At 67.6% G+C, this 12,219-nt stretch carries 11 protein-coding genes and 1 pseudogene; 8 read left to right on the top strand and 4 right to left on the bottom strand.

Features of this window, described 5'->3' with window-relative positions; translation table 11 throughout:
* Positions 1-536 precede the first annotated feature (536 nt).
* On the bottom strand, positions 537-1,562 hold the full coding sequence (locus KHO22_RS31155) for an IS110 family RNA-guided transposase (RefSeq protein ID WP_211951045.1): 1,026 nt from the start codon (positions 1,560-1,562) through the stop codon (positions 537-539).
* A 582-nt stretch (positions 1,563-2,144) separates the two neighbouring features.
* Positions 2,145-3,010, bottom strand: a pseudogene (locus tag KHO22_RS31150) (SDR family NAD(P)-dependent oxidoreductase).
* Between the two features lie 236 nt (positions 3,011-3,246).
* Between KHO22_RS31150 and KHO22_RS31145 the strand changes: the two are divergent.
* Genes KHO22_RS31145 through KHO22_RS31135 form a run of 3 tightly spaced genes read left to right on the top strand, consistent with a single transcriptional unit; the run spans position 3,247 to position 5,304 of the window.
* Positions 3,247-3,666 carry a nuclear transport factor 2 family protein gene (locus tag KHO22_RS31145; RefSeq protein WP_211951043.1) on the top strand — a complete coding sequence of 140 codons (420 nt, stop codon included), beginning with the start codon at positions 3,247-3,249 and terminating at the stop codon, positions 3,664-3,666.
* A complete protein-coding gene (locus KHO22_RS31140; protein WP_211951042.1) occupies positions 3,663-4,520 on the top strand; it encodes an SDR family NAD(P)-dependent oxidoreductase in 858 nt (285 codons plus the stop codon). The genes KHO22_RS31145 and KHO22_RS31140 overlap by 4 nt, the downstream gene beginning before the upstream one ends.
* A gap of 25 nt (positions 4,521-4,545) precedes the next feature.
* Entirely contained in the window at positions 4,546-5,304 is a 759-nt protein-coding gene (locus KHO22_RS31135) for an SDR family oxidoreductase (RefSeq protein WP_211951041.1), read from the top strand.
* 45 nt (positions 5,305-5,349) lie between these two features.
* Here the strand turns inward: KHO22_RS31135 and KHO22_RS31130 are convergent, their stop codons facing one another.
* Both KHO22_RS31130 and KHO22_RS31125 read right to left on the bottom strand, forming a co-directional pair.
* Positions 5,350-6,249 carry an NAD-dependent epimerase/dehydratase family protein gene (locus KHO22_RS31130; protein WP_211951040.1) on the bottom strand — a complete coding sequence of 300 codons (900 nt, stop codon included), beginning with the start codon at positions 6,247-6,249 and terminating at the stop codon, positions 5,350-5,352.
* Positions 6,250-6,292: 43 nt separating this feature from the next.
* A complete protein-coding gene (locus tag KHO22_RS31125) occupies positions 6,293-7,123 on the bottom strand; it encodes an SDR family NAD(P)-dependent oxidoreductase (RefSeq protein WP_211951039.1) in 831 nt (276 codons plus the stop codon).
* A gap of 211 nt (positions 7,124-7,334) precedes the next feature.
* On the opposite strand from KHO22_RS31125, the gene KHO22_RS31120 reads away from it, so the two are divergent.
* The 5 genes from KHO22_RS31120 (at position 7,335) to KHO22_RS31100 (ending at position 12,208) form a co-directional block, all read left to right on the top strand.
* Positions 7,335-8,522, top strand: coding sequence for a helix-turn-helix transcriptional regulator (locus KHO22_RS31120; RefSeq protein WP_211951038.1), 1,188 nt, complete (start codon positions 7,335-7,337; stop codon positions 8,520-8,522).
* A gap of 214 nt (positions 8,523-8,736) precedes the next feature.
* Positions 8,737-9,453 (top strand): EthD domain-containing protein, encoded by a 717-nt coding sequence (locus tag KHO22_RS31115; RefSeq protein ID WP_211951044.1) that lies wholly within the window; start codon positions 8,737-8,739, stop codon positions 9,451-9,453.
* 105 nt (positions 9,454-9,558) lie between these two features.
* Positions 9,559-10,455: a VOC family protein gene (locus tag KHO22_RS31110; RefSeq protein WP_211951037.1), complete on the top strand. Its 897-nt coding sequence runs from the start codon at positions 9,559-9,561 to the stop codon at positions 10,453-10,455.
* A 26-nt stretch (positions 10,456-10,481) separates the two neighbouring features.
* Positions 10,482-11,372 carry a CoA transferase subunit A gene (locus KHO22_RS31105; protein ID WP_211951036.1) on the top strand — a complete coding sequence of 297 codons (891 nt, stop codon included), beginning with the start codon at positions 10,482-10,484 and terminating at the stop codon, positions 11,370-11,372.
* A 35-nt stretch (positions 11,373-11,407) separates the two neighbouring features.
* Positions 11,408-12,208 (top strand): CoA-transferase subunit beta, encoded by an 801-nt coding sequence (locus KHO22_RS31100; RefSeq protein ID WP_211951035.1) that lies wholly within the window; start codon positions 11,408-11,410, stop codon positions 12,206-12,208.
* Positions 12,209-12,219 lie beyond the last annotated feature (11 nt).

Here is a 12,219-nt window from a genome sequence, read left to right as displayed (position 1 = left end):
CAACCCGGTGCGCTTGCACTCAACCCTGGGGTATCTGACGCCCACTGCCTACGAGGCGAAATCGTCAGTGAAAGAACCTATCTGCCTGTCCGAAATTACTTGACCACTACAAGCCATGCCTCGCGAGACCAACGCCCTTCGAAAACAAGGAGCGCATCGTTGATGGCCAGCCGCCAGGCGACGCGCTTCTTGGTTACTTATATGAACGCGCCCCGGTTTGCAAGGGTAACGCCAACATCAGACTTGGACAGGATTGGCTGCAGACTTATATGAACGCGCCCCGGTTTGCAAGGGTAACGCCAACATCAGACTTGGACAGGATTGGCTGCAGACTTATATCCGGCCTTGCGGTGCAGGCCAAGCCTGCGGGCCCTGATGGATTTTGCCGGGAGTGTCCCTATCTTCTTGCCGTGCTTGCAGGCACCAGTAACCAATTGGGCTTGCACTCCCGCGGTCCAACCTGTTTTGCCATCACATCGACATTGCCGTCGCAACCTGTGGACGGGTTCGTGCCTTGCTAGCTCGGCCTGCCCCCCTCAGGCAGGCCTGACCGAGACATAGTCTCGGTCATAAGCCCGGTCATGCGCCAATAGCGCCCATACCGTGCGGGCCGCCTTGTTGGCCAACGCGACCACCGCGACGTTGGTCGGCCGACGCTGCGCGAGCGTCATGCTCCAGCCTGGCTGATTCCGCTTGCGCAGATGGCTCAGCACGACACGTGCGCCGTGAACTAGCAACGTTCGCACGTACGAATCGCCCCGTTTGCTGATGCCGCCCAGCCGGACCTTGCCACCCGTGCCGGTTTGTTTGGGCACCAGACCAAGATACGCCGCTAGTTGCCGTCCCGACTTGAAGGTGCGCACGTCGCCAATCGTCGAAACCATGGCCGTGGCCGTGAGCATGCCGATGCCAGGGATCGCAAGGATCGTCTGGCAAGCCCGATTCTGCCGACCCCAGGCGTCAATGCGTTGCTCCAGGCGACTAATTTCCTCATCGAGCCGTTCGATGCTCTGCAATTGCTCGCGCACGAACTCGAACAGCGAGGGCGGCACGCTCTTCTCAATTTCGTCCATCCGTTGCCCGATCTCCTGCAGGCCGCGTCGTAGCCCGGTCCGGGCCTGGACGCCGAATTCGAAGAGCATGCCCCGTAGCTGGTTGACCAGCATGGTGCGCATCTTCACGCGCAGCTGGCGCATCGCGTGCAGGCCGAGTACGCACTGCTGCGATTCGGTCTTCGCGGCCACGACCGGCATGCCCGGCTGCTGAGCCGCTGTCCAAATGGCCTTCGCATCGGCCGCATCAGTCTTGTTGGTCTGCACGAACGGTCGCACGTATCGCGCGTGCAGCAGTACTGGTTCGTGGCCCAGGGACTGAAGCTGGCGCGCCCACCAATGCGACCCGGCGCACGCTTCCAGCGCCACCCGTCCGGGCTCGCGCTTGGCCAGGAACTCGATCAATCTCGGTCGGCTGAAACGGCGGTTGAAGCACTTGCCGGAAGGCTCAACCCAGTAGAGCTGGAAAACAGTCTTTGCAATGTCCAGGCCGTAGGTCGTAGTATTCATCTCGGGTCCCTCCATCCTCGCGTGGTTGCTCACACTCCCACTCTGGCACATCGATGCCGTTTCGCGATGGGGGGCCCGCCTACCCTGTCACGTTCCCCAGATATACAACTGAACTACCGGCGCCTTTGATCGGAGGGCCGGGGCGCGTTCATTCCATCTTCTTGTCGCTTGGACAAGAAGTAACTCGCCGGCTACGCCGGCGAAACAGGGGCGCATGCCAAGAGCGAAGACCCACCCCCAACGCAAGCCCCCCGCCGGCTACGCCGGCGAAACAGGGGCGCATGCCAAGAGCGAAGACCCACCCCCAACGCAAGCCCCCCCGCCGGCTACGCCGGCGAAACAAGGGCGCATGCCAAGAGCGAAGACCCACCCCCAACGCAAGCCCCCCGCCGGCTACGCCGGCGAAACAGAGGCGCATGCCAAGAGCGAAGACCCACCCCCAACACAAGCCCCCCGCCGGCTACGCCGGTGAAACAGCGGCGCATGCCAAGCACGAAACACCAACCAACACCAAAGCCCCCCCGCCGGCGAAACAGCAGCGCCTGCCAAGGGCGAGAACACCACCCAAACCACACCCGCCCTCTATTCCACAATCGCCGGATGCACCGGCGGCGGGCCGCCCAGCACTTGCCGGTAAGACGGCGGCTGCACGCCCTCCGCATCGACAATTCCATATCCAGCTGCCGCCTCCGCCACGATCAGCACCTGGCCCGATTTCTCCATCAGCCCGGGATCGCGATACAGCGCCTCAATGACCTTCCCGGTAAATTCCGGAGTCTCCGCCACGGGCGCGAACGACGCGTACTTGTCGGGATGCTGTTCCCACACGCGTTGCGTGCGCGCGGTGCGCAGCGGCCCCATCCAGACCGAGACCGCCGCAACGCCATGCGGGCGCAGGTCGACCGCCATGTCATGCGCGAACTTGTCGATCCCTGCCTTCTGCGCCCCATAAGCCGGCCCATGCATATAGCAATTCGCGCCGAAGGATGACGTGAATACGATCAACCCCCGCCCGCGCGCCGCCATCATCGGCGCCGCATGCCAGCTGGCCACGTAGCCGGAGCGCAGGCCCACGTCGAGAATCCCGGCCATCTCCAGCGGCTTCTGCCAGAACGGGCCCGGCATGATGAGCTCATCGTGCAGGAAGGTCGCATTGTTGACGAGGATATCGATCCGCCCCGACTCCTCGCGCACCTGCGCGAACAGCCGCGCTACCTGCGCATCGTCACGATGGTCGCACGCGACCGCGATGCCGCGTCCGCCCAGCGCATCGATCTCGCGCGCCGTGGCATGGATGGTGCCGGGCAGCGCCGCGCTGCCTTCCTGCTCGGTGCGCCCGGTCACATACACCGGGCGCCAGCCGCGCCGAGCGCCAGTGCGATGCCCTTGCCGGCCCCGCGCGAGCCACCCGTGACGACCGCGACGATGGCCTGTTCCGCCTGCTTCATGTCTGTCTCCTGTATCAGTGATATGCGGGCGGCATTCGGACTGCCCGCGCTCATCAAAGCTTGGGGCGGGCGTGGCCCCGGTACATCCTTCGTTCGGACTAAGCGGCACCACGGGCGGCTACTCCACGCGGACGATGGCCGCCGGCGCGGCAAGGCTGACGATGTCTGCCATCCCAACGACCGGCCAGGCGTCCTGCCATGGCGTCGCCGGTCACAACCAAGGAGTGAGCCCGGCCATGTCCGAACTGGAACACAAGCAAGCCATTCACGCGCTGACCTGCCGCTATGCGCAGGCGGTCGACCGGCGCGATTTCCCGAGCCTGGCGGAACTGTTCACCGCGGATGCGCGGCTGACCGGTCCGGGCTTCCGCATGGACGGACCGCAGGCGATTGCCGAGGGCATGTCGGCGCTCGGCCAGTACAGCGCCACGCAGCACCACGTGCACCAGCAACTGGTGGACATCGATGGCGATACGGCGACCGGCGAAACCTACTGCGTGGCCAACCACCTGTATGAGCAGGACGGCGTGCCGCGCAAGCTGGACTGGGGCATCCGTTACCAGGACCGCTTCGAGCGATCGCAGGGCCAGTGGCGCATCGCGGCGCGCGAGCTGGTGGTGGACTGGATGCAGGACCTGCCGCTGCGGGGGGCATGATGACGACGAATCGTGCACTGGAAGGCAAGACGGCCCTCGTCACCGGCGGTGCCGGCGGCATCGGCGCGGCCAGCGCGCTGGCGTTGCTGCGCGACGGCGCGGCGGTGGTGCTGATGGGGCGGCGGCGCGAAGCGCTGGAAGCCGCGCGGCGCGACCTGCTTGAGCAGGTGGCCGGAGGCACGGTTGAAATCAGCGTCGGCGATGCCTGCCGTGAGGATGACGTGCGGGCCGCGCTGCGGCAGGCGTGGGAACTGGAGCGCCGCCTCGACATCGTGGTGGCGACCGTCGGCGGCGGCGGCTTCCGTCCCATGCTGATGCACGACTCGGCGTCACTAATGGCGGAGCTGGAGCTGAATATCGCCAGCGCCTTCCTGGCCGTACGCCACGCCTCGCCGCTGATGGCGCCGCATGGGGGTGCCATCGTCTGCATCTCGTCGAACGCGGCACGCATGACCTGCCGCTGGCTGTCGGCCTACTGCGTCGCCAAGGCGGGCCTGGAAGCCTTCGTGTGCGCGGCGGCCGAGGAGCTGGCCGGATGCGGTATCCGCGTCAATGCGGTGCGCCCGGGCCTGACCCGCTCCGGCGCAACCGGGCCGATGTTCGACAACCCGGCCATGCTCGACAAGTTCGTCGCGCAGATGCCGCTGGGACGCGCCGGCGAGCCGGACGATATCGCCAGCGCGGTGCGCTACCTGGCCGGGCCGGAATCGGGCTGGGTCACCGGCCAGAGCATCGCCGTCGATGGCGGCAGCGAGCTGCGCGGCAATCCCATCCTCGATGAAACCGTGGCGGCGGTGTATGGCGAAGCCGCGCTGCGCGCGGTGCTGGCCGGCAAGATTCCCGACGCCGCCTGAAGCGGACCACACCAGGAGAGAAACGATGAATCAGGTCAAGGACAAGGTCGCGCTGGTCACCGGCGCGGCCAGCGGGGTAGGGCGCGCGGACGCGCTGCTGCTGGCGGCGGAAGGCGCGCGCGTGGTGCTCAGCGATGTCAACGAGGAGGCCGGGCAGGCGCTCGCCAGGGAAATCGGCGATGCGGCGCTGTTCGTACGCCACGACATCGGCAGCGAGGATGACTGGCGCCAGGCCATGGCCGCCGCGCTCGACCGCTTCGGCCGCCTCGACGTGCTGGTCAACAACGCGGCCATCTGTCCGCTGGGATCGATCGAGGAGACCTCGCTCGACTGCTGGCGGCAGGTCATGCGCGTCAATGCCGACGGCTATTTCCTCGGTTGCAGGTTCGGCGTGCAGGCAATGAAGGACAACCCGGCCGGTGGCTCCATCGTGGTGATGTCGTCGGTGGCGGCGCTGGGCGGGCTGCCGATGATGTGCGCGTACAGCGGCGCGAAAGGTGCCGTGACCGCGCTGACGCGCAGCGTGGCCGTGCACTGCAAGCGCAACGGCTACCGCATCCGCTGCAATTCGATCCACCCCGACGGCATCTGGACGCCGATGACGCAGGCGCTGGTGCCGGACCTGGACCCGGTGGCGCTGGGCATCGGCACGGATCCGATGGCACGCATGTGCCAGCCGGAGGATGTGGCCAACCTGGTGCTGTTCCTGGCTTCGGACGCGTCGCGCTTCATCAATGGCGCGGAACTGCGCATCGATAACGCGCAGCTGATCTCAAGTCTGTAAGGGAGGATGCGGCGGCCTGCCTGTGCGGGCCGCCGCGGTAGCGCCTTAACTGTACTGCGCCACGATTTCGCTGACCGTGCGCAGGATGTCACAGCGGCGATAGCCGAGCAGCGCGGTCTCGGCCGCATCCGGCTCGTAGTAGAGCGTGTTGCCCCGGCCGAAGCAGATCGCCGAGTCAGGCAGCAACGGATGCTCCTGGTCGATGACCGGCGGCACCGGGCGGCCGGCATCGCGGAAGAACGCGCCGAAGTAGTCCTGGAAGGTCAGGTTCTCGTCGCCCACGAGGTAGGCCTTGCCATTCTCGCCGCGCAACAGCGCACCTTCGATCGCTTCCGACAGCGACATGGCGGAGATGAAATTGACGCCGCCCGGCGGCGCGAAGTCCGGCATCGGCGCAAAGCCGCCCCGGGCGTAGTCGGTATAGGCCTTGAACATCGGCACCGTCAGCCCCGGCACCGTGCCCACGACGAACGGGGCATTGACGCTGCTGACGCGGAAGGTCTGCGTCGCCAGTGCCCGCACGCCTTCGTCGGCCAGTTGGCGCGAGCGGATATAGGCGTTCTCCCCGGCCAGCCGCGGTGCCGCCTGCGGATAGAAGCTGCCGACATGCACGGCGACCCGGATGCCGGAATCACGCGCGGCGCGGAAAAAGCGCGGCACGCCTTCGACGTTGGCGCGTTCCCAGTGTGCCGCTTCATCGCCGCCTGGCGGGACGTGGCGCACATCGTTGCCGGCGGCGAATACCAGCGCATCGAAGGCGCCGAGCTGCGCCGCGGGCAGGTCGTTGGCGATGTAGTCGCAGCGCAGGAAGTCCAGTGCGCCCAGCGGCGTGCCGGAGGCGGGTCGGTTGCGGCCCGCGATGGTGACTTCGTGCCCGCGGCTGCGCAGGTGCAGGGCCGCATGGCCCCCGATCATGCCATTGCCGCCGACGATGAGTATCTTCATGCCTGTCTCCTTGCTTGGGTGGTGTGGCCGCGTGGCGCGGCCGTCAGAGGTTCATGCCGTTGCCGCCGATGACCGGCATATTGGTCCACGCGCCCTTCGGGTCGCGGTACCAGCCGGCCGCGGCCAGGGCGCCGCCGTTGACATGCAGCGCCGTGCCGGTGATCCAGGCCGCGCGCGGGCTGGCCAGGAACAGGATGCCGTCGGCAATGTCCTGCGGGGTGCCGAAGCGGCCCAGCGGGATCCAGCGCGGAATATGGTGCCGGTGCTCCGCGGCGACCATCTGCGACACGGGGACCTGCGGGGTTTCGGTGGTCTCGGGGGCGATCAGGTTGACGCGGATGCCCGCCGGCGCCAGTTCCAGCGCCAGGCTCTGCGTGAAGCCGGTGATGGCGGCCTTGAAGGCGCCGTAGACGCTGCAGTACGGAATGCCGCGGAAGGCTTCGATCGACGACACGCTGACGATGCTGCCGGCGGCACTGCGCCGCAGCAGCGGCAGCATGGCGCGCGTGACGGTGAAGACGTGGCCGAGGTTGGCGGCGTAGAGGCTGGCGATCTCGTCGTCGGCGTAGTCCTCGAATGGCTTGGCGATGCGCAGGAAGTCGCCGACGTTGTTGACCAGGACGTCGAGCCGCCCGAACCGCTGTTCGATCCGCGCGGCCAGTTCGCGTACGGTGCCGGCATCGGCGGCGTCGCCCTGTACCACCAGCACGTCGGCGCCGGCCTTGCCCAGCAGCGTATGGGCATGGTCGGCGCGCTGCGCGTCGATCTCGATGATCGCCACGCGCGCGCCCTGAGCCAGAAAGGCTTGCGCGGTGGCGAGCCCGATGCCGGCGCCGCCGCCCGTGACCAGCACGGTCTTGTCAGTGAAATCCATCTCGGTTGCTCTCCTTCGGTTGCACTGCGGGAATGCGTGCATTGAATCCGCGGCGGGCGGGGCGGGCATCGTCCGATTGCAGGTCAGGGAAAACACCGAGGGCCGCGCAAATGCGGACAGCGGGCGGGCAGCGTCCCTATAATTTGCGCTGCCCCCAGGTGCCGCAGAGCGCCGGCAGGGACACACGTGGTGTGGAATCAGGAGACAAGGAATGTTGATGGCGACTGTTGAGGCGCGGGATATGGCGTCGCCTTTGCTTGCGCAGTCAGGCTTGAGCGTCACGCAGTTCGGCGCGCTGCTGGCCGCGGTCTACGAAGGGCCGATGGAACCGGTGCCCTGGGGCCACGCGCTCGAAATGCTGCGCAAGCAACTCGATGCCAGCTATGTGAGCTTTATCCTGCGCTCGCCCGCCAGCGACCGCAGCGGCCTGGCGGTGCATGCTTCGGCGCACGGCACCTCGCTGGAGGCAGAGGCTTCCTACAACAGCTACTACTACGCGATCGATCCCTTTATCAACCTGCCCACCGACCGGGCGGTGACGGTCGACGAAGCGCTGGGCGCCGGCAACTGGTGCCGCAGCGAGATCTACCGCCAGTTCCTGCAGCCGCTTGGCATCCGCTACCTGCTGGGCGCGGATATTCGTACCGATGACGGTGTGGAGTGCCGCCTGCGCATCTGCCGCCAGGACGACGCGCAGGATTTCTCCGAAGTGGACAAGGCGACCTGCGGCGCCATCCTGCCGCATCTGAGGCGCGCGATCCGGCTGCACTCCCGGCTGGATGTGGTCGAATCCGAGCGCTCGCTCTACGCGGGCGCGATCGACCGCATGCTGGTGGGCATGGTGATCCTCGACGCCGCCGGGGCGATCCTCAAGAAGAATGCGGAGGCCGACGAGATCCTGGCGGACAACGACGGCATCCGTCTCAACGGGAACACCTTCGAGATTGCCTACGCCCAGGAAAGCCGCAAGTTCCAGTACCTGCTGCGCCGCGCGCAACTGGGGCATCACGGCAGCGAGCCGGCGCTGGCCGAAGCCATGTCGATCACCCGCCCGTCGGGGCGCGGCAAGCTCGGCGTGCTGATCCGCACCATTCCGCTCAGCGAATGGTCGGAAGAAAATCGGCATCGGCCCGCCTGCGCGGTCTTTATCCGCGATCCCGAGCGCAAGTCGCGCGCCTCGCACGAGGTGGTGCGCAAGCTGTTCGACCTGACCCCCGCCGAAACCGCGCTGGCGCTGGTGCTTGCCGACGGCATGACGCTCGACGAAGCCGCCGAGGCCCTGGGCACCAGCAAGAACACCGCGCGCGCCCACCTGCGTTCGATCTTCTCCAAGACGGGCGTCACGCGGCAGGCCACGCTGGTGCGCATGCTGCTGAGCAGTGTCGTGACGCTCGGCTGAGCGTCATCGCGCGCAGTACAACGCACCCCCCCTAGTCCGATTGGAGGATGAGCGCCGCCCTCCACGCGCCTAGCATGCACAGGACCAGCGGGCGCGGCGCATGGATGGCACGTCAGGCGGACGCAGCAATGCCTGCGGTCCGCGCTGGTTCCTGTTCCGCGCACGCTTCAACCTGTCCGGCCACGGCCGGCACCTGTACCAGGGAGCGAGGAGCATGGAGAAAGTCATCTATATCGTCTGGCGCGATGCGCGCACCGAGCCGGCGGAATTCGCGCGCCGGCTGCGCACGACGCTTGCGGACAAACTGCTGGCGCTGGGCGCGCGCGGACTGCAGATCAACGTGGCGGATGACGCCGTGTTGCCTGCCGCGGGCCTGCGCCAGACCAACACCCGCCCGCAGATGGAAGGGCTGGTCTCGGTCTGGGTCGACAGCGCCGTCGACCGCCTGCGCCAGCCGTTCGACCAGGCGGTCGAGGCGGCAGTCGGCCGCATGGCCGGCTACCTCGTCACGGAGTCGCAGCCCATCCGCAATACGCGCTTCCCCGCCGCGCCGGGCGAGCGCACGCACGGCTTCGCGCAGCTCGCGTTTCTCACGCGCCCGCCCCGGCTCACGCCGCAGGCGTGGCTGGACACCTGGCACAACCACCACACGCAGGTGGCGGTCGAGACCCAGGACAACTTCCTCTACGTGCAGAACGTGGTGGTGCGCCCGCTCACCTACGCCGCGCCACCCTATGACGCCATCGTCGAGGAATGCTTCCCCGACGCGGCCATGACCGACCCGCAGGCGTTCTTCGACGCCGTCGGCGATGAAGAGAAGTTCCAGCGCAACCTGCAGGCCATGCTGGCCAGCTGCCAGCGCTTCATCGACTTCGACAAGATCGACGTGGTGCCCACCAGCCAGTACGTCGTCCGCGCCGCCAGCGCCTGAATCCGGCACCGGATCGGCTAGTCCCACTGGACGATGTGCGGGCTAGCCGCGCACGGAAGAATAGGTCTCATCAGCCAGCAGTGGCAACGAACCTGAGGAGACCGCATGTTGGATATCCGTGCGCTTGGCTACATCGTGGTCGAGTCCACCGACCTGGGGCAATGGCGGCAGTATGCCGAGCAGGTGCTCGGCATGACCTGCTCCGGCGCCCCCGGCGGTGGCCTGTACGTGAAGATGGACGAGCGCGATTACCGCTACCTGGTGGTGCCGGGCGCGCGCGACCGCTACCTGGCATCCGGGTGGGAACTGGCCGATGAGCTGGCCTACCGGCACGCGCTCGATACGCTGCGCCAGGCCAGCGTGGAAGTCGTGCATGCCGGCGCGGCGGAAGTGGCGCAGCGCCGCGTGCAGGCGATGGCCTGGTTCACCGATCCGTCGGGCAACCGCCACGAGATTTCATGGGGCATGCGCTCGGACTTCCTGCGCTTTGTCTCGCCGCTCGGTGTGCCGCGCTTCATCACCGGCCCGATGGGCGCCGGCCATACCGTGCTGCCGGCCCCGGCGTTCGATGAGACCTACGCTTTCCTGCGTGACGTGATGGGTTTTGGGCTGTCCGACATCTTCCGCGTGCGCTTCACCAGCGATCCGAACGAGCCGGAAAAGCGCATCCACTTCCTGCACTGCGCCAACGGCCGCCACCACAGCCTCGCCATCTTCGAGATGCCGTCCGAGGCCGGCTGCATCCACGTGATGGCCGAGGTGCCGGACATGGCCGAGGTGGGCCGCGCGCTCGATCGCGTGCAGCAGCACGGCGTGAAGCTGTCCGCCACGCTGGGCCAGCACTGCAACGACCGCATGACCTCGTTCTACATGAAGACCCCCGGCGGCTTCGACCTCGAATACGGCCACGGCGGGCTGGTGGTGGACTGGGGCCACCACGCCGCCTACGAAGCCACGCGCGTCAGCCTGTGGGGACACGACTTCAGCATCGGACACCGCTAAAGAGCGCTTAACACCGCTACACCGCTATGACCAAGACAATCGACAAGACCATGAGCGCGGCCGACGTGGTCGGCCAGCTCGAGGATGGCATGACCATCGGCATCGGTGGCTGGGGCCCGCGCCGCAAGCCCATGGCGCTGGTGCGCGAGATCCTGCGCTCGCCGCTGAAAGACCTGACCGTGGTCGCCTACGGCGGCCCTGAAGTGGGCATGCTGTGCGCGGCCGGCAAGGTGCGCCGGCTGGTGTTCGGCTTTGTCTCGCTCGACGTGATTCCGCTCGAGCCGTACTTCCGCCAGGCGCGCGAGCGCGGCCTGCTGGAGGTCACCGAGCTCGACGAAGGCATGCTGCAACTCGGCTTGCGCGCAGCGGCGGCGCGGCTGCCGTTCCTGCCGACGCGCACGGCGCTGGGCACCGACGTGCTGGCGAAGAACCCGCAGCTGAAAACCGTGCGCTCGCCCTATGCCGACGGCGAGGTGCTGGTGGCGATGCCCGCCATCGCGCTCGACGCGGCGCTGCTGCACGTGAACGAGAGCGACGTGCTCGGCAACACCCGCATCGACGGCCCCGATCCCTTCTTCGACGAATGGTTCGCGCGCGCCGCGCGCCGCTGCTACGTGAGCTGCGAAACGCTGCTCCCCCGCCTCGAGGAAGCAGACCTGGCGCGCGCACGCAACAACCCGTTCGAGCGCTCGCTGGTGACGGGCGTGATGCACGCGCCCGCCGGGGCCCATCCCACTTCCTGCGCCCCCGCGTATGGCTGGGACCTGCCCGCGCTGAAGGCGTACTGCGCCAGCGCCGAGGCAGATGACGGCTTCCGCGCCTACCGCGATGAGGTGGTGGGCGCCAGCGAGGCGGCCTACCTGGCGCGCATCGGCGGCCTCGGCCACGTGCATGACCTGCCGCTGCCCGTCCTTTGAACCGCCGTTTGAATCCGCCAACCCAAGGAGCGACCGTGAGCGCCACTTATGAATTCACCCGCGCGGAGCTGATGATCGCCGCCGCCGCCCGCGCCTGGACCGACGACGGCGAGGTGCTGGCCACCGGCATCGGCACCGGCCCGCGCATCGCCGCCGGCCTGGCGCGGCTTGCGCACAACCCGGGCCTGCTGATGACCGACGGCGAGGCTTACCTGGTCGAGACGCCGGTGCCGCTGGGGCCGCGCGAGCCCGGCTACAAGGTGCGCGCCAGCGGCTGGATGGGCTACTCGCGCGTGTTCGACTGCCTGTGGGGCGGCCGGCGCCACGCGCTGGTGATGCCGACGCAGATCGACCGCTTCGGGCAGGCCAATATCTCGTGCCTGGGCGGTACGCATGCGCAGCCCAAGACCCAGTTGCTGGGCGCGCGCGGCTTCCCGGGCAACAGCATCCACCACGCCAACTCCTTCTTCGTCCCGGGGCACAGCACGCGCGCGTTTGTCGGCGGCGAAGTCGACATGGTCTGCAGCGCCGGCTACAACCCGGCGCGCCAGATCGAGGGCATGCGCAGCTTTGTCGACCTGCGCGTGATCGTCACCGACCTGTGCGTGATGGACTTCGGCGGACCCGGCCATGCCATCCGCGTGCGCTCGCTGCACCCGGGCGTGACCCTTGAGCAGGTGCAGACGGCCACCGGCTTTGCGCTGGCCAATGCCGCCGGCGAAGCCTTGCCGGAGACGGCCCCGCCAACGGCCGAAGAACTGCGGCTGATCGCTCTGCTTGATCCGCACAACCTGCGCGCCACGATCGTGCGCGGCAACCCTTCCGCACGCGCCTGAGACAGGAAACA

Origin of the sequence: Cupriavidus yeoncheonensis, from assembly GCF_905397275.1 — a bacterium.
In the GTDB taxonomy this organism is placed as follows: Bacteria; Pseudomonadota; Gammaproteobacteria; order Burkholderiales; family Burkholderiaceae; genus Cupriavidus; species Cupriavidus yeoncheonensis.
This window is presented reverse-complemented; position numbering and strand designations above follow the sequence as displayed.